This window comes from Phormidesmis sp. 146-33 (assembly GCF_052939515.1).
The window spans coordinates 1-16,460 of sequence record NZ_JBJPHU010000005.1 but is presented as its reverse complement, the minus strand read 5'-3'; the positions used below and the strand labels follow the sequence as shown (position 1 = coordinate 16,460).

Genomic DNA, 16,460 nt, shown 5'->3' with positions numbered 1-16,460 from the left:
CCCTCCGGATTCTTGCCAAGAAACTTTGTAGAACTCAATCATGTGAGTTTGATGCCGTTAAGCCTTGATGTTTTGCGCTTTCTCCAGTCCCTGATCAAATCGGGAATCCAGGAGACTTCTCAGGAGACTTCTCAAAGGTGCAACCCTGGCAAAAACTCTGTCGGATTCACCTCAAATCGACGATCGATGCCCGGCTAAAAGTGTCCCCCGCCTAAAGTGATTTCAGATCATTTGAGCCTCTCGGTCAATTCTAATGAGCTTTCTGCCAACTGCCCCCGTTGTGCCATTCTCCGATCGGAGCGTGACAGACGGGATTTGTTGTTAAAGGGAGCATTAGAGCGCGACCTGTTTTAGACCCGTGAATCCCGTGTATTCCCATCGCACAGATACTCAGAACCATGTCAAACCTCAGATTGCTCCATGCCGTGACGTTGGCTGCGATCAGTTTCTGCTCGATCGTTGTCCTTCCGTCCGATCTCACGGTTCGTCCTTTAGAAATTGGCTCTCCCGCATCGGCTCAAACTCGTCGAGTCCGCTGGACACCCAATCGCAAGCTTGGCAGCGTTCGCAGTACCCTTTCTGGCGGCAGACGAGGACAGGAAATTGTCACTTGTAATAACAACTCCTCTAAGCCCACAGCTCTGACGCTGCTTGTTCCCGACACGGCCGAAGGACTGGTCACCACCGCCAGCAATCCCAGCTTTTTTTGGCACATTGAGACTCCCAAAACGGTGTCAATGAAGTTTGTGCTGTCTGATCCGGCTGTTGCCCAACCTGTGTTTGTCAAAGAGTTGCAGTCTACCAAGTCGGGCATTGTCCAGGTTGATCTTCCGACCAAAAAGCCGCTCAAGATTGGCACGCAATATCGTTGGACGGTCTTAGTCACCTGTAAAGTAGGCGGCACGAGTGAAATCTACGCCAGAAGCTTTATTCAACGGGTAAACAATCCCTTGCTACAGCGCCAAATTCGAGGCAAATCCAATCTCGAAAAAGCGGTCGCCTTTGCCGCCGATGGAATCTGGTACGATGCCCTGGATGCGCTGCTAGAGGCTTACCAAAAAGATCCCAAAAACGCCTACCTGCGATCGGAACTCAAGTCTCTCCTCACCCAGGTGGGCAGCAAACCGATTTTGCAAGTCGCTGATCGAGGACTCTAAAAGGATTGCTCATAAAACAAAGGCTAACGAATGCTAGTAGCTTCGCAAGTGCCTTCAGCAACGCGCCTAAAAGAACAAAGTCTGCGTAGACTAGACCGATTCAGGCTTTATTAATCGGCATTAATCCGCGAAATGATTTTGTTCTCGTCACTGCGGTTTGAACCGCCAAGCTTGACCAAATTGACGTTAAAAGAATTTCGGTCGATCGTCCCCTCGCTGTCTAGCATAAGAATGGACAATATGGGGCGGAACAATGGTGCGACTCAAAATTTGGCAATGGGCAGTGTTGGGGCTTCCGATCGCCCTGGTCTTTGGCTTTTTGCTCCTAAGTGCCGGATTTCAGATTCACGAGTGGGGTCTTAGCTGGATCTGGGCCGTCTTTGGGGTCGTCTTTGTAGGCTGGCGCTGGCTTTTGGTGAAATGGACACGTCCCGCCCTGGCTCAAGTCGAAGCGATCGTCACCGAACTGGCCGCCGAGCAAGCAGACATTCCCACCAGCGCCTCTGCCACCGTTTCGAGCCAGCAAGCCGATGCTGCACTGCAAAAAATCCTGCAAGAAACCCGCAGCGATCCCCCCCTCTGGGAAGACTGGAACATCTTCTGGCAGCGCTGTTTACAGCTTATTAGCGCGATCGCCCAAATCTACTACCCCCAGACCAAACAGCCCTTACTCAATATCTACATTCCCCAGGCCTACCGACTGCTACGCGGCACAGTGGATGATTTGGATCAGTGGATGCAGCGATTGGGGCCGGTTCTCAACCAAGTGACGATCGGACAAGCCTATCAAGCCTACGAAATCTACCAGAAGCTAGAACCCTCTGCCCGCAAAGTCTGGCGAGCCTGGAACTGGGCCCAATGGTTGCTCAACCCCGCCGCCGCCGTCGCCCGCACAGCCACCCAACGCACCAGCGATCGCGCCACCCAGGAGCTATTAGGCAACCTCAACCAACTGCTACGAGAAGCAGCCTTGAGAAACTTAAGCAGACAAGCGATCGCACTCTATAGCGGCAGTGCCAACCCCGGTCTAGAAACCGTCACCCCGGCTCAACCTGCCCTGCCAAAAGCCCAAACCCAAACGCTGCGCGAGATTCTGTCTCAAACCAAATCACCCGAAGCAATCGCCCAACAGCCTGTCAATTTGCTGCTCGTCGGTCGCACCGGAGCCGGAAAAAGTAGCCTGATCAACACCTTGTTTGTCGAAGCTCAAGCTCAAGTGGATGCTCTACCCAGCACCGATCGCCTGCAAGATTATCGCTGGCAAACCTCCACCGGAGAGGCGCTAACCTTATGGGACACGCCTGGCTACGAGCAGATCAACCGGGGCGAATTGCGAGATCAGGTGATCGACCATGCCGCCCATGCAGATGTAGTGTTGCTGCTTACGCCCGCGCTTGATCCGGCTTTGCAAATGGATCTCGACTTTCTCAAAGATCTCAAAGCTGAAGTCAAAGATTTACCGACTCTGGCGATCGTCACCCAGGTCGATCGATTGCGGCCGATTCGGGAGTGGCAGCCTCCTTATGACTGGCGATCGGGCGATCGTCCCAAAGAAATTTCCATTCGAGAGGCGACGGAGTATCGATCTGGGGTGTTTCAAGAAACCTGTTCGCTGGTGTTGCCATTGGTGACGGGGGGCGATCGTCGTCAGGCTTGGGGAGTCGAAGCGTTGTCGGTCGCGCTGTTGGATCTGATCGATCCCGCCAAACAGTTGCGGCTGGCCCGATTTTTGAGAAATTTGGATGCCCGGACGATCGCCGCAGCCCGATTGATCGATCGCTATACCTTCCAGATGACCACCACGCAGGGGTTGGCCGCTTTCCTCAAAAGTCCTATTCTCAGCTTTATTTCCACGCTCACGACAGGTTCACCCAGTCTGGCGCTGATGCTGGCTGAGAAGATTCCGATCGAGCAGTTGCCTGTTGTGATTGGCAAACTTCAACTTGCTTACGAGTTATTTAATCTGCTGACCGCTCAAGAACTCAATCCGCCGACCTTTGATCTGATGTCCTTTTGGGGGTTGTTGTTAGAAAACTCTGCATCGCCCGACAAAAACGCCTGGGCTTTTGGTCACGCTCTAACGGAATATTGGACGCAGCCACTCACTCCAGACCAGCTTCAGGCTCGATTTGAGTACTATTTGCAAGTGGCACAGACCACCTAGAGACTGAAAGTCCCCCAGAATTGGCAGGTTGCGAGCACAAGCACCAATAGCGAAGCGAAAAAACGGCATCAAATTCACAGTCTCGAATCCACATTAATGAGAAGAGAGATTGCTTTTCTTTACCTTTAATGGACGATCGCTCGACTCCTGGGCTGCACCAAAATGCTATAAAAGGTTGCGTGACAGAGCGGCTGATTTGGGCAAACTAAGTTTTAGCCGTCGGATAGTCACCTTAAACAAACTCTTAGATTGACGAAATAGGTAGTATTTAGCATGACGATCGAGCAACTTCAGCCCGCCCCGATGCAGCAAGTCGGAGTTTACGTTCCTTACTATCCCCAGGCGAGTAAGAAGCAACTTCTACCCTATGCGATTAGCCTCTACCAAAAAGGCGCATTAGAAGGTCAGCGAAAAATTGAGGGGGCTGAAAGCATCCCATTTATTGCAACCTGGAATGTGTCTACGCTTCCGGCTGACCTCTGTCGCTGTCGTCTGCAATTTGATGGCAACGCTGAATTGAGCTACGAAATCATGATGGCCAATTTTGAGTTTGTCGATTTCTTGATCGAAGTTGTGATGAATTTTCGCCGCACTCGTCTGGCCGATTTTTCTCAATCCTTTTATCGCAAGCTGCTTAAGCTAGAAGACTAACTTCATCAATTTATGATTTGCGCTGTAGGAGTGTGATTTTTTTTCTTTTGCAGCAATCTTTATACGTAAAATTCCCTCTTATAAATTTAAAATAAGCAGGAAGCGATCTCTGTGAGTTACCCACAAGGGGTCGCTCATTCTTCAGGGATCATCGCCGCGTCCTTTTTACAATTCAGCATGACGATCGAGCAGTTACAGCCTGCTTCTATTCAGCAAGTAGGGCTTTATTTGCCTTACTACCCAGCTAACAAAAAGAAAGTCTTGCCCGATGCCGTTTCGCTACACCAGACGGGAGCGATCGAAGGCAAACGCAACATCGAAGGAGCCTCAGACATTCCCTTTATCGCTACCTGGAATGTCTCACCCTTGCCTGCGGATCTGTGTCTCTGTCGGATTCAGTTTGATGGCAAAGCCGAATTGAGCTACGAGATCACAATGGAAAACTTCAAATTTGTTGATTTTTTGATCGAGGTGCTGATGCAATACAGACAAAGCAATGGGCAGATTACAGACTTTTCGCGATCGTTTTACCGCAAGCTCCTGCGCTTTGAAGATTAAGCTCTGATGAAAGGGCTTTTTGAGGCTGTTTTTTTGTGATAGATTTTTGCAATCCAAACATTGTGTCGCCTCAATGAAACCGCCAGCGTTGAGAATCAGGTTCGACAAAACGGTGCGCTTTACCCACAGCCCCCTTGCGATCGCGAGTTTGACTTTTCTCAGCTTGATTTTGACACAGGTTTCTTCTTCCCAATCCCAGGGTGCGCCTCCAAAACCACAAGCCAGCGCTGCGCTAGAACAGGGATTTGTTTCGCGATCGCAGGGGGATGCGGTCAACGCTTACGCCGCCTTTGAGCAAGCAATCCGGCTGTCTCCAAACTATGCCGAAGCTTATGTAGCCAAAGCTGGTCTTTTGTTTAAACAGGGTCGCTCGATCGAAGCGATCGCCGCCTACGACCAAGCCCTCAACTTGAACCCCAACCTCGTCGCTGCCTATCTAGGAAAAGGACAAGCCCTGGCCCGACAAGGCAAACGCAACGAAGCCAGAGAACTTTTAAGATCCGCCGAAGGCACCTTCCAATCTAAGGGCGACACTCAGCAAGCAAAAATCATTCGGCATTTACTGCCAAAGCTTTAAGGCGAATTCAATGAAAACGCACCAGTGAGACAGGCGACTTCTGAGAAGTTCGACGAAGTTTTTTCGCTGCGGTATTCAGCACTTCTGCCCGCAAGCTGCCAATTTTGGAGGATCTTCGCCCAGATTTTGGCTTCTTTCATCCTTCATCCCTCCAAAGCGGGTAGTTCTTCCAGGATCATGAATCGGACGTGATTGAGCGCCAGATCACCGATCGACAAATTAAACAAATCACCCACCGGAACACCGCCACTTCTCAGCGACTCAAATGTGATCCCTTTGCCGATTTCTGCATGAAACCAGGGCAGCCCCATAAAAAAGCGAGTGGGATAAGGGCCGCGATCGATAATATCGTCCGGGTTTGACTCCATTGGCAGCCAGCCAAATCCAGGCACGTAAAACTCAATCCACACATGGTTATAGTCTGGTTCTAGAGGAATGCGCTGACGTTCGGGGTAGGGCGGACATTTGTAGCGGCCCACCGTCCGGCAGGCGATGCCATTGAGTCGAGCCAGTGCCAGCAAAACGCCCACATATTCGCCACAGGAACCAACGCCCCGCTCGATTACAACATCTGGAGAATCAATGTGAGGCTTGATCCCATAAGAGAGGCGATCGTAGACATAGTTGCGAATTTTGAGAATCTTCCGCAGCAGGTTGGTTTCGGTGCCGATCGCTTCTTTGGCCGCCGCTTGAATAATGGGCGTGTCCATTGCTAGTTCGTCATCGTCGATCAGATACTGGGCTTGATATTCAGGCGGGAGATCGGGCGCTTTGTACACATCTTCTGGCGAGAGTTGGTACTTGATCCCGCGCACTTCTAGCAGCGCTTTCCAGCCAAAAATGTGGCGTTCGTCAGACTTGAGCGAGTCAAACTTAAAGACGGCGACCCGCTGACCCGCCTGAACTTCTTCGGTAAAGGGAATGCCGATCGCTTCGACCGATCGCACCGTTTGCCGATGAGTTTCTGCGGGGAGCGCAATTCGCCATTCCAGATCTTCCAGACTCACTTCGTCAAGCGGCAGCAATTCTTCGACATAAGACATCTCGACCAGATAGCCATTTGACAGCGCGTATCGACCTTGTTTGTCGTAGCGAAACTGAAGCGGATGAATGAACGTGCGATCGCGATAGGCCAATTCGTGGCTGGGATCTTCGTTGGGATTGTCTCGAATGTAAACCTCTTCGCTGGCGTAGGAGACAAATAAAATCGGGTTTCCAGTCGTGGGATCGGTGACAAACGCCAATCCAGTCGGACTTTCAAACGGGGTCAATACGCTGAAGTTGAGTTCGCCGGTGGCGCGATCGAGACAATACACCGTCTGCTCGGTGCGATCGCATAGCCAGAGTTCTTCATCGCGCACAGTCAAATTCGTCGCGCCCACTCCAGGTAGCGGAAACTGGGTGATCTTGAGTTTGGTGTCTCGCTGGTAGATCGAGATGTAGCCCAGCTTTTGAGAAGTCACGTAGACGGTAGACTGCCAAACGCCCACCCCATCGACGGCATAAGGCAACGTGACAAACAATCGAGGTGTGAGATCGTCAAAGCTGCAAAAGTAGACGCTATTTTCTAACGCAAACCAGATGGTGTCCTCCGCAACCGCCAACCCAGTCGCATCAACAAATTGCTCAGTATTACAAGCGTTGACGATCGTCGTGTTGTCGGTAGCAGGCTCAATCTGCGTCAAAAACCCGCGAATGGAATCGATTGCCAACAGTCGATCGCGCCAGACGGCCAATCCATTGAGGGCGTAAACAGCGATCGGGCGAATCGTTCTCATCGGGATCGGGTGAGGAGCGGTATGAGGAGGGAACTGGTCGGGAGAGATGCCGAGATTAAGCATCGGAATTTAATGTAATCCGTAAATACGAATGATCATAAACATAACTGTCAATTGATCAATGTATCTAGAGAGGCGCTCTGCAAAAATAGCATGGTCAGAGAAATCAAGTTTGTGCGCGATCACCCATTCTCCAGCCTCAAAAGCAAAAGGAATCATCAGGAATCATTTAGGTTGTGCCTTTAGATAGACTTCACCTTTAGAGAAGCCCTCTATGCTAAGAAGTGTAAAGCTAAGAAATGTGAAGCCCATAGGAGCATTCCCATGAAATCTACCACTAGCACCGATTTACCTCCCGTTTCGACTGCATATAACGGCAAAGACCGTAACGCTTTTCTGTTTGGTTGGAGTCCTCAAGCCGAGCTTTGGAACGGTCGCCTGGCGATGATTGGCTTTTTGGCTTACCTGGTCTGGGATCTGGCTGGCTTTAGTGTTGTGCGTGACGTGTTGAACCTGGTTAGGTAGTCCGTTGGCAAACGTCGATTAACAGTCAGTCAAAAAGTGGGAATGGTTTGCAGAAAGCAGGCTGTTCCTATTTTTTTGACGACTTTAGAAAGATAAGGCTAGCGAATGCTGTTAAGTGCCTTCGGCAACGCACCCATGAGAACGAATGCCTTTTCTGGGACGTTTTTGACTCAAAAATTTAAAGCAGATCTCTACCTTTAGTGGGATAGTTCAAAATAGTGAGATTGACAAATCCTGGAGAAGGTTATGGCTCAGATTATTGCGTTGGCAGCCTTTGTTGCCCTAGTCGGTGGGGCGATTTTTGGCTATTCGCGCTTTGAGAAAAAGAATAAGCAAGCGCAAGTAGTCGAGCGAGTTCAGACTTCTTTGCCCCAATCTCTGCCACCAGCCCTGCCAGTTGCGACGGTTGAGAAGCCGCAATCGTCCTATCAGTCACCACCGATCGCCGACCCGTGGGAAGTCGAAGAAACGGTCTCAGACCCAACTCCCGAACCGATGATCGAAGCAGAAGAAAGCCGTCGATCGTCCGTTGAAGACATCAGTTTGCCTCCAGCGATTCACGATCCGCGCCGTCCTCAAAGTGCCAGCTTAGAGAATATCAGCCAGGAGGTTTTGGCCTGGGGTCGCTCAAAACAACTCAAACATCTGCCCAAATTGATTCAATACACTCGACATTCGAGTCCTGTGATTCGCGGATATGCAGCAATGGCGATCGGCGAAATTGTCTCTCCCCACAGGGTCACAACCGAGGTAGAAAAAGTGATCCCAATTTTAGGCAAGCTGACTCAGGATTCTAGTATGCAGGTGAGACTGTTTGCGATCAAAGCATTAGGCTCGATTCAGTCAGAAAAAGGGTTGCCCTATCTGCAAAAGGCGCTAGTGAGTTCGTCGGGCAGTGTGATGCAAGCCGCCAATGCCGCCATTCAAAAGTTAAAGCTCAACTATGGAATTGTGGCCGTCAAGCCAACTAAAAAGATTCATAAGTAACGAATTTGTGAGCTTTCATCCCTCATCCCTCATCCCTCATCCCTCATCCCTCATCCCTCATCCCTCATCCCTCACCCCTCATCCCTCATCCCTAATTATCCTCTCGCCCATTTCCCATCTCGCCTAGAGCCGCGACGATCGCTTCAGCTTCTCCACTAATGCGCCACAGCGTACGACTGGACTCTTTGCTGACGAGTTCGTACTCCCCTTTAAAAGCCTCGATCAGACTGGGAATCGCCGACTTAGCCTCTGGGCCAATACAACCCAGCGCATAGGCTGCCACCCAGCGAACCTGCCAATCTTCATCTTTGAGTGCCGCCGTCAACGCGGGAATGGCCCCTCTCGCGGTCGCATTAAAACTAGCCAACACCCAGGCCGCCGTACTGCGGACATACGCAGGCTTTGATTCTAAAGCACCAATCAACGCAGGAATGGCCATCGTGCCCAACTTGCCCAAACTCGCGATCGCTTCTCCACTCACCCGGCGATCGTCATCTCGCAACCGTTCGATTAGGGCTGGAATGGCAGTTCTCGCTTCGGGGCCGATTTGTCCGATCGCTCTCGCCACTTCTCGCCGAATTCGCCAGTCTCGGTCTTGAAATTCTCGAATCAGAGCAGGCAAAACCGCTTTGGTCGCTGGCCCCAGTTCTCCCAGTTCACGAATGGCATCCAGTCTCAGCAGCGTGTCCCCGGTTGAGAGTTGAGGAGCAAGACGGCGCATCCGCTGGTCAACCTGAGCTTTTCGCAGGGTTTCGGCACTCAGCCCGACTCGTTTGCCCAATTCTTCTAACACATAGTCGGGCACGTCAGTCTCTTCGGCTCGTGTCAAACAACAATCTCGCATCGCTAAAAGGAAGCCCTGAATGCTTTCGGGGGCACCGGGCATCGAGTCCGCCAGCAGCAGCCAGTCGTCCCAGAGGGGTTTTTGGTTGGTGTAAAGCTCGACTAAATGTAAGGCTGCGAGACATTCGGCCAACGGGTCGAGGGCAAAACAGATCTGATCCTGAGCGGGCCCGATCGCCTGAATCACCCGCAGTCGTTTTTCTAAGTGTTTGAGTCGCGCTTTGACCGCTTCACTATCGGCACCTGTAGCGGCTTCCAGTTCTGCCAGAATGGTATCTCGCTTAGCAGGCGCGGGATGGTAGTACTGTTTCAAGCATTCCCAGGCGATAATTTTGGCATCTTCATGAACGGTGAGATTATCAGGTTCGTCTGGCGTGGCATCCCGATTTAACTCATTTAAATAACTGAGCATCAGATCGGGGATGTTATCTGGCAGATTTTCTTCGGCAACGTCTTCTTTTTTGGCGATCATCTGCTCGGCGTAGAGCTTGGCCAACAGAACGGTGATGTTGCGCTGACCGACCATTTTGGACAGTTGGCTACAGGCATCAAAATATTCAGAATCGGTGAATAGTTCTCGTTTGCTGCGTTGAGTTAGATAGGCTTCTAAAAAGGAAGATAGGCGGTTGCCCTCGATGCGAAGTGGTTTGATTGTGGTCTTGGGCACTTCGTCCAGGGTTTCCTCGACTCGTGACGTAACAATCAGCGCATTTGCCGGAAAGTCAGGATGACCGGGGCGAATCTGTTCGCGGGTGGCTTCGCTGAGTTCGGAGAGGCGATCGACAATCACCACAATTCTGCGTTGCCGGAGCAGCCGTTCGAGAAACTCGTCAGATAGAGGATCAGAGGCATCGATCAAGGCTTGCAGTTGTCCGCGAATCGCCTCCCGAAAAGGATTCTTATCATCCGGCAGCTTAAAATCTAATTCTTGTTCGATCAACACGGGCAACATGCGATGACGACAGAGCCGCGACGTTTTATCATCCGCCATTGCCCACTTGGCCAAATGACAGGCCAGACTGGTTTTGCCAATGCCGCCTTCTCCCCAAATTAAGAGGCACTGCCGCCCATCCCAAAAGGTCGTATGCAAATCGTGACTGGCCAGTTCAGCAACGGTATTGCCATCCAACACGACAGGAATCGGAATGTAAACCTTACGATCGCTCACCGTATTTTTGTGGGCAAACGCTTCTCGCGCTACGTCGATCTGCTGACGAACCCAGGCATCCAAAACTCGTGGGTGATAGTGAAACCAGCCGACAAATAACACAAACCGCAGGGGAACTTTGACGCTGCCACCCAGCGGACTGGGAATCTCAAAATCGGTGTAGGGCTTGAGAGCGTTGTTGAGTTTGAGCAGCCATAAGGGACGTGCTAAAAGGACGATCGCCCACAAAGACGGCATGGTCATGAGATAGAGTAAAATGCTCGCGATCGCGGGATTAGACTGTCCCCATTCAAACACTCGTTCAAATAGCCGCGACTCTTTCTCATTTTTGAGCACGCTAAGAGAACGCCGCACCGCCGCCAGCACTTCTTCGCTAAATCCTGCCTGGACATCTTCAAGAACGGGCAACGCTTTTTCGAGATTGGTGTAAGCGTCGGATAGCTCTGTCGTGTTGAGCGATCGGGCTTTATCTTGCAAAACGCCTGCAATGCGAGTCAGAGCGGCTGCCGTACTCAAGCGCACTGCCGGATTCTCATCTTTGAGAGCTTTCACCAATTCAGGTAGGGCAGACTTTGCCTCTAGTCCAATTTTGCCCAAAGCGGCCGCCGCATACTGACGCACATCTTTATCTAAATCCGACAGCGCAGTGGTCAATTCGGGAGTTGCTGACTTTGCTTCAGATCCAATTTTACCCAGGGTCAAGGCCGCAAATGATCGCGTGTCTCGATCGCTGTGTCGCAGTGCTCTCGTCAATTCTGGTACGGCTGCCCCCGCGTCTAGTCCAATACTTCCCAGGGCGGTAATCGCTTTGAGTCGAATATCTTTATCGCCATCGGTGAGCAACTGAGCGAGGATTTTGACCGATCCCTTAGATTCCGACCCCAGCTTGCCTAGCGTGACGATCGCCCCCACTTGAACTTCTTTTTGAGGGTCAGAGAGGGCCTGCGTCAGATCAGGAACGGCCAATTTTGCATCTGCTCCCAGGTTAGAGAGCGCGTAGATCACTTTGAGCCGCACCGCCAGTTTAGAATCGTTGAGCGTCGCCACCAAGGCTGGAACCGCTGACTTAGAGGCTTCGCCAATTTTTCCGAGAGCAGTCGCCGCCTCGCCTCGAATCTGGGGGTCTGAGTCCGACAAAGCCACTGTCAAATCGGGTACCGCAGAACTGGCCACACTGCCAATTTCCGCCAGCGCCTTGATCGCCTTGACCCGAATGGACAGATTACGGTCGCGCACCAATTCTGCCAGCATCGAGACCGCAGGTTTTGCTTCGGCCCCCATTTCGCCCAGAATCTGAATCGCAAACAATCGCACTTTTGGCTTTTCTTGAGGATTTTGAGCCACCTGCACCAGGGCTGGAATTGCTGAAACTCCCAGGCGTTTGAGCGAGGCCACTCCATCTGGAGACTTGCGATCGGCCAGTTTGCTAAGTTGGGACGATGAAATCTCAGTCGCGTCGAGGCGATCGAGTCCTTGGGTAGGATGAAGCCCGATCGACAGACACAAAAGGCTCAAGATCAGAAGAAAGTTTTGTCGGGTGCGCGTAGCCATGCCAGAACGCCTGCAAAAATGGGTAGTCGATGCAGGGGTGCCGTAAAAAGATTGGGGGTGCGATCGCGTCTAAGTGAAACCTTTAAAGGCTATCTGCGTAAAATCTAGTAGAAATTTCCTACGATGACTGCGATCGGTAATACTTGGCAACCCTGATACCGTAATTGTTCCCCAGTAGTTTTGCCAGATCGCGGTCAACTTCATGAAATTCTTTTAAATGTGGTGTAGCGTTCCTGAATGGATACTGCCGGGTTCTAATGGCAAAAACAGCGTAAACACTTCACCTTGTTCGGGTCGCTGTCTGACAATCAGCTTGCCGCCCAATGCTTGAAACAGATTCTTGGTCACCGTTAAATTGAGACTCAAACTGCCCGTTTCTGGCTGAAACATCAACACCTGACCCAGCGACTTGAGCAAGGGTTTGTAGTGTCCTCGCGTTTTGGCTTCGTGATGCTCAGTTGGACTCATTTGAGACTGAAGCTGTAATTTAAGCTGATCGCCCGCCAGCGTCACCTCAACTTGAATGCAACTTCCAGAAGGCAAACTGCGCGCAGATCGATCGATCAAACTCGTCAAAGCCTGATCTAACATCGTCGGATCACTCACCACAGGCGGCATCTGTTGCGGCAAAATCACTTCTAGCGTCAGATTGCGCTGACTGGCTTGCTTTTGCCATCGAGGAATGCTCTGCTGCAACACTTCGGTTAGAGAAGTCGGAGTCAGGGAAGTTGATTCGAGTTTTGTCGCCGACGTTTCTAACTCAACGGCTCGAAAGATCAGCCCAAATCGATCGATTTGTTCACTACACTCGCGATCGATCATTTCTAACCGCTTGATCACATCGGGCAGCAAGTCTCGCCGTTTGAGCAGCGATCGGGTCAGCGTGCGAATCGTCGTCAAGGGCGTTCTGACTTCGTGAGCGATCGCTTGCAGCAGTTCGACATCAAGGCTTTGGGGAGACGACAAAATCGCGGACGTAGTAGAGGCCGACCTAGCGCGTCGGCGTGTTCTCTGTAAGGCGATTCCGATCTGTTCTTCTCTGAGTTGAGATTCTTTGGAGTCTTCGATATCGGGAAGGTGGGCAAGCAGTTGATGGCTAAACTGAGTCACCAGTCGATAGTCAGGCGCGATCGGCGGAAACTGCTGAAACAACCGATCCAACCGTCCGACCTGATACGCATTCATCAACACCACTCGCAGGCGCAACGTTTGCCAAACCCGCTCCACACAGTCAGGGTCAAACGAAAACGAAAACTGAGGATTGCCGTCAGCATCTTCGCCCAGCACCATCGCCAGACTAAAGCGATCGGTCAGGGCAAAACAAAACTGCTCCGCCGCCAGCGGATCTCCGGGCAACAGCGACAACGTAGGATTGGTTTCACAAGGCGATGGCTCACCCAAAGCAGGCGGCAACTGAAACGGCAACCCCATCAACGTCGCCATCGGATCAGACGTAAAAGACCAGGTTGCGTAGTTTGCCAACAACTCAGGCTGACCCAAAACAGGCAACGGCCCAGCCAGGATCACCCCTTTGACTTGAGAATCTTCTGACATTGCCTGCTGATTTTGTTGCAGCAAGACTTCTAAAGCGGCGATCGCGCCAAACCATTCCCGCTCGGCTCTGACTCGCTGTTGAGCTACCGAGAGCTTTTTGGGAGACGGCGCTAAAAGCTGATCACCCGTTGTTGGCGAAGTCAAAATCTCACTGAGAGTTGGTAAAATCCACTCGTGCATAATCCGTTCAATACATTCGACCGCTACCTGACTACGAGCGTATCTAGATTTGAGCACGATCGGTGAGTGTAGAACCGTACCGATCGAGGTGCAATGTCCGCCTTTTGAAAGATTAGCAGCGAATTCGAGTTTCTATTGATGTACGGCTAACTGTCGAAGCGAAGACGTAAAAAGCTAGACAGAATGAGGATAGATGTTTTGGTAATCAAAAAGCTGAATGGACTGGCAAGAAATTTCTGGCAATTGGGTTTTAGTCCCGGCGCGACCTGTGGCGATCGTTCACTTTTTGGGCGGCGCATTTGTGGCCACTGCTCCCCATCTCACCTACCGCCGCCTATTGGAATATTTGGCAACCCAGGGCTATGCGATCGTCGCCACTCCCTTTGTCAATACGTTTGATCATGCTGAAATTGCTCGATCGGTGTTCAAAAGCTTCAACATAGCGCTAGAAGTGTTGCAAACTCGCATCCTCAACCGTTACCTTCCGATTTATGGCATGGGACACAGCATGGGCTGCAAGCTGCACTTATTAATCGGCAGTCTGTTTTCGGTAGAGCGATCGGGCAATATTTTGATCTCCTACAATAATTTCTCTGCCAAGGAAGCCGTTCCTTTAGTTGATCAATTTTCCACTGTTTTCCCGGTCGAGTTCACTCCGTCACCGCTTGAGACGCATCGAATGATTGGCGATCGCTATCAAGTTCGGCGCAATTTGCTGGTGAAATTTTCTAACGATACGATCGACCAGTCCGTTCCGCTATCCAACATTCTAGAAAAGCGCTTTCCTGGCATGAACTCGCTCAGAACGCTCAACGGCAGTCATGTGACCCCTCTAGGACAAGATATGAAATGGCAAGCAGGAAAAGACTTCACACCCTTTGACGCGATCGCTCAGTGGATGCGCCAAGAAGTCTACCGCGAACTCGCCCAACTCGAAAAAACCATTCTCCTGTGGCTCAACCCGTTCTCTTAAGGGATGAGGGATGAACCAAGATAAAGTTGCGGAGTTAAAAGGTTGAGCTTGAAAATGTTTGGTGAAATTTTTGGGATTTTGAGCAAGCTCTATCAGCATTTCATCCCTCATCCCTCATCCCTCATCCCTTCTTTCACCCTCATCCCTGTCCCTCGTCTTATGGTAAGATTTGCGCGTCCAAATACAAGAAGTCATACATGACGCTGACACACTCTGAGATGGGGGTCGCTACGCTGGGGTTAATGGATGTCGATGCCGTTCAAAAAGCGCTGAATCGATCGAGAGCCTCAGTCTACCGTTATGCCAACACCAATCCCGACGAAGCAAATCCGCCCTACGATCCCAAAAAGCTGAACGCAGAACTGCGAGAGAGTCCCAACGATATTTTGCTGTTTCACCCCAACGAAGTGGCGCGGTTTGCAAAAGATGTCTTGAGAATCAAACAGGTGACGATCGAAGTCCAAGAACCCCAGTCCAACGCCACTCAAGAACTGCTGCAAGCCATCTTGACCGAGTTGCAACACATTCATCAAACCCTTAAAGCGCGATCGTGACCTTAAGTTGCGTCTGAGTTGCTTAAGTTGCGATTGTTAACCAAAAGTAAAAATCCCTCCAAATCCCGTTAGAATTATTTATACGAGTGAAAGATTTCTCTCTAATTTTGGGCTAAATGATGAAAGCTGCGCGTTTTCTGACGTTAGTCTAGTTGAGTTGGTTTAAATAATTTATGCAATCTGGTAGTCCGCCTACCACTCCATCAGGACACCCTACTCACACAATGGCAAATATTATTGGGACGGCGATCGCCTTGCTCACGTTGATCCTCCCAATTTTGATGATTGGTCACTACACACCCAGTAGTTCACCCACCATTCAACCCACTCCTGTCGCTGACGTGAAATAGCTTCCGCTTCAAAGTCTTGCAGCATTTCATTCAGATCCGGCAAAATAGATAGACCCTACCCGAATGATCCGTGCAATCGCTATGATCAAGGGAAGTGTTATTTATATTGTTCTGGGGCTGGATCAATGACATCGTATGCAACCTCGACTGCCAGGGCCGACATGAGCGAACTGCGGCGTTTAAAGACGTTGCTGCCGCCCGAATTGCAGAGTTGGGTGACGATCGAAGTCACAACTGCCGTCAATCCGACGCTGATTACCAGTGAAGAAATCGGCCGGGACGAAGTTGAAATCCAAATCGACATGCCGAAATGGGATCAACTGGCGATCGACCAGCGAAATCTTCTGTTTTGGCACGAGGTCGCTCGGATTCAGGCCGACACCATCCCCAAAGATGGCTGGGAAATGGCGGCTCTGGCGATCGGTCTTGGTGGCGCGGTTGGCGAACTGTGGGTACAAGATGCCTTGCTGCTGATTTTGGCCCTGGGACTGTCTGGGGTAGCTGGCTTTCGTCTCTATCAGAAAAACAATAGTGAGCGTAACCTGCAAGAATCCGCCGATGCTGACGAACGGGCGATCGCGCTCGCGACTCGATTTGGCTACACCTTGCCCAACGCCTACAAAAGTTTGGGAAGTGCTCTCAAAACGCTAATCGACCAGACTCCCAAAAAGCGGCTCCGCAGCAAGTATGAAGCTCGTCTCAATGCGCTGAAGAAAAGTGCAGCCAAGGCAAAAGCTAAGATGAAATCTTCGGCTCCTAACGACTTTGAGTAGAGTTTGCGACCGAATCTAAACCTTTTTGGAAAAGAGAATGGGTAGCGGACGATTAAGGCGATACTTAGGGCCTATCCGAAAACCATAAAATCTGTGAGATGATGAAGGCAAGCGAGT

15 protein-coding genes are annotated in these 16,460 nt (G+C 51.0%); 11 read left to right on the top strand and 4 right to left on the bottom strand.

Annotation, left to right across the window (positions count from 1 at the left end; all coding sequences use genetic code 11):
* Positions 1 to 250: 250 nt before the first annotated feature.
* Positions 251 to 400, bottom strand: a complete 150-nt coding sequence (locus ACJ2PR_RS03460; protein ID WP_446858190.1) for a hypothetical protein — start codon at positions 398 to 400, stop codon at positions 251 to 253.
* On the opposite strand from ACJ2PR_RS03460, the gene ACJ2PR_RS03455 reads away from it, so the two are divergent.
* The 5 genes from ACJ2PR_RS03455 to ACJ2PR_RS03435 all read left to right on the top strand — a co-directional run bounded on the left by ACJ2PR_RS03455 (position 399) and on the right by ACJ2PR_RS03435 (position 5,107).
* Entirely contained in the window at positions 399 to 1,157 is a 759-nt protein-coding gene (locus ACJ2PR_RS03455; protein WP_446875923.1) for a DUF928 domain-containing protein, read from the top strand. The genes ACJ2PR_RS03460 and ACJ2PR_RS03455 overlap by 2 nt on opposite strands.
* A 253-nt stretch (positions 1,158 to 1,410) precedes the next feature.
* Positions 1,411 to 3,321 (top strand): GTPase, encoded by a 1,911-nt coding sequence (locus ACJ2PR_RS03450; protein ID WP_446875922.1) that lies wholly within the window; start codon positions 1,411 to 1,413, stop codon positions 3,319 to 3,321.
* A gap of 273 nt (positions 3,322 to 3,594) precedes the next feature.
* Positions 3,595 to 3,972 (top strand): type IV pilus biogenesis protein EbsA, encoded by a 378-nt coding sequence (ebsA, locus tag ACJ2PR_RS03445; RefSeq protein ID WP_446858187.1) that lies wholly within the window; start codon positions 3,595 to 3,597, stop codon positions 3,970 to 3,972.
* A gap of 111 nt (positions 3,973 to 4,083) precedes the next feature.
* The gene (gene ebsA, locus ACJ2PR_RS03440) at positions 4,084 to 4,530 is read left to right on the top strand and encodes a type IV pilus biogenesis protein EbsA (protein WP_446875921.1); all 447 of its coding nucleotides are present in this window, start codon (positions 4,084 to 4,086) and stop codon (positions 4,528 to 4,530) included.
* Positions 4,531 to 4,603: 73 nt separating this feature from the next.
* A complete protein-coding gene (locus ACJ2PR_RS03435; protein WP_446870403.1) occupies positions 4,604 to 5,107 on the top strand; it encodes a tetratricopeptide repeat protein in 504 nt (167 codons plus the stop codon).
* Positions 5,108 to 5,250: 143 nt separating this feature from the next.
* Here ACJ2PR_RS03435 and ACJ2PR_RS03430 read toward each other — a convergent pair whose 3' ends face one another.
* The gene (locus tag ACJ2PR_RS03430; protein ID WP_446875920.1) at positions 5,251 to 6,885 is read right to left on the bottom strand and encodes a transglutaminase domain-containing protein; all 1,635 of its coding nucleotides are present in this window, start codon (positions 6,883 to 6,885) and stop codon (positions 5,251 to 5,253) included.
* 324 nt (positions 6,886 to 7,209) lie between these two features.
* On the opposite strand from ACJ2PR_RS03430, the gene ACJ2PR_RS03425 reads away from it, so the two are divergent.
* Positions 7,210 to 7,410, top strand: coding sequence for a chlorophyll a/b-binding protein (locus tag ACJ2PR_RS03425; protein WP_446875919.1), 201 nt, complete (start codon positions 7,210 to 7,212; stop codon positions 7,408 to 7,410).
* Between the two features lie 246 nt (positions 7,411 to 7,656).
* Positions 7,657 to 8,397: a HEAT repeat domain-containing protein gene (locus ACJ2PR_RS03420; protein ID WP_446875918.1), complete on the top strand. Its 741-nt coding sequence runs from the start codon at positions 7,657 to 7,659 to the stop codon at positions 8,395 to 8,397.
* A gap of 91 nt (positions 8,398 to 8,488) precedes the next feature.
* Here ACJ2PR_RS03420 and ACJ2PR_RS03415 read toward each other — a convergent pair whose 3' ends face one another.
* Entirely contained in the window at positions 8,489 to 11,959 is a 3,471-nt protein-coding gene (locus ACJ2PR_RS03415; protein ID WP_446875917.1) for a HEAT repeat domain-containing protein, read from the bottom strand.
* Positions 11,960 to 12,172: 213 nt separating this feature from the next.
* A complete protein-coding gene (locus ACJ2PR_RS03410) occupies positions 12,173 to 13,750 on the bottom strand; it encodes a sensor histidine kinase (RefSeq protein ID WP_446870409.1) in 1,578 nt (525 codons plus the stop codon).
* Between the two features lie 160 nt (positions 13,751 to 13,910).
* Here ACJ2PR_RS03410 and ACJ2PR_RS03405 point away from each other — a divergent pair, with 160 nt between their 5' ends.
* The 4 genes from ACJ2PR_RS03405 to ACJ2PR_RS03390 all read left to right on the top strand — a co-directional run bounded on the left by ACJ2PR_RS03405 (position 13,911) and on the right by ACJ2PR_RS03390 (position 16,343).
* Positions 13,911 to 14,666 (top strand): DUF1350 family protein, encoded by a 756-nt coding sequence (locus ACJ2PR_RS03405; RefSeq protein WP_446870410.1) that lies wholly within the window; start codon positions 13,911 to 13,913, stop codon positions 14,664 to 14,666.
* Positions 14,667 to 14,863: 197 nt separating this feature from the next.
* Positions 14,864 to 15,220: a resolvase gene (locus ACJ2PR_RS03400; RefSeq protein WP_446875916.1), complete on the top strand. Its 357-nt coding sequence runs from the start codon at positions 14,864 to 14,866 to the stop codon at positions 15,218 to 15,220.
* Between the two features lie 173 nt (positions 15,221 to 15,393).
* Positions 15,394 to 15,570 (top strand): hypothetical protein, encoded by a 177-nt coding sequence (locus tag ACJ2PR_RS03395; RefSeq protein ID WP_446858177.1) that lies wholly within the window; start codon positions 15,394 to 15,396, stop codon positions 15,568 to 15,570.
* Positions 15,571 to 15,695: 125 nt separating this feature from the next.
* Complete coding sequence (locus ACJ2PR_RS03390; protein WP_446858176.1) at positions 15,696 to 16,343, top strand: DUF3318 domain-containing protein; 648 nt, start codon at positions 15,696 to 15,698, stop codon at positions 16,341 to 16,343.
* The last annotated feature ends 117 nt before the right edge of the window (positions 16,344 to 16,460 follow it).

What these genes read in the sequence shown, in the direction of transcription:
- ACJ2PR_RS03455 (WP_446875923.1), top strand. Translation starts at nt 399, where the DNA reads ATGTCAAACCTCAGATTGCTCCATGCCGTGACGTTGGCTGCGATCAGT.
- ACJ2PR_RS03460 (WP_446858190.1), bottom strand. Translation starts at nt 400, where the DNA reads ATGGTTCTGAGTATCTGTGCGATGGGAATACACGGGATTCACGGGTCT.
- ACJ2PR_RS03450 (WP_446875922.1), top strand. Translation starts at nt 1,411, where the DNA reads ATGGTGCGACTCAAAATTTGGCAATGGGCAGTGTTGGGGCTTCCGATC.
- ebsA (WP_446858187.1), top strand. Translation starts at nt 3,595, where the DNA reads ATGACGATCGAGCAACTTCAGCCCGCCCCGATGCAGCAAGTCGGAGTT.
- ACJ2PR_RS03435 (WP_446870403.1), top strand. Translation starts at nt 4,604, where the DNA reads ATGAAACCGCCAGCGTTGAGAATCAGGTTCGACAAAACGGTGCGCTTT.
- ACJ2PR_RS03430 (WP_446875920.1), bottom strand. Translation starts at nt 6,885, where the DNA reads ATGAGAACGATTCGCCCGATCGCTGTTTACGCCCTCAATGGATTGGCC.
- ACJ2PR_RS03425 (WP_446875919.1), top strand. Translation starts at nt 7,210, where the DNA reads ATGAAATCTACCACTAGCACCGATTTACCTCCCGTTTCGACTGCATAT.
- ACJ2PR_RS03420 (WP_446875918.1), top strand. Translation starts at nt 7,657, where the DNA reads ATGGCTCAGATTATTGCGTTGGCAGCCTTTGTTGCCCTAGTCGGTGGG.
- ACJ2PR_RS03415 (WP_446875917.1), bottom strand. Translation starts at nt 11,959, where the DNA reads ATGGCTACGCGCACCCGACAAAACTTTCTTCTGATCTTGAGCCTTTTG.
- ACJ2PR_RS03405 (WP_446870410.1), top strand. Translation starts at nt 13,911, where the DNA reads ATGGACTGGCAAGAAATTTCTGGCAATTGGGTTTTAGTCCCGGCGCGA.
- ACJ2PR_RS03400 (WP_446875916.1), top strand. Translation starts at nt 14,864, where the DNA reads ATGACGCTGACACACTCTGAGATGGGGGTCGCTACGCTGGGGTTAATG.
- ACJ2PR_RS03395 (WP_446858177.1), top strand. Translation starts at nt 15,394, where the DNA reads ATGCAATCTGGTAGTCCGCCTACCACTCCATCAGGACACCCTACTCAC.
- ACJ2PR_RS03390 (WP_446858176.1), top strand. Translation starts at nt 15,696, where the DNA reads ATGACATCGTATGCAACCTCGACTGCCAGGGCCGACATGAGCGAACTG.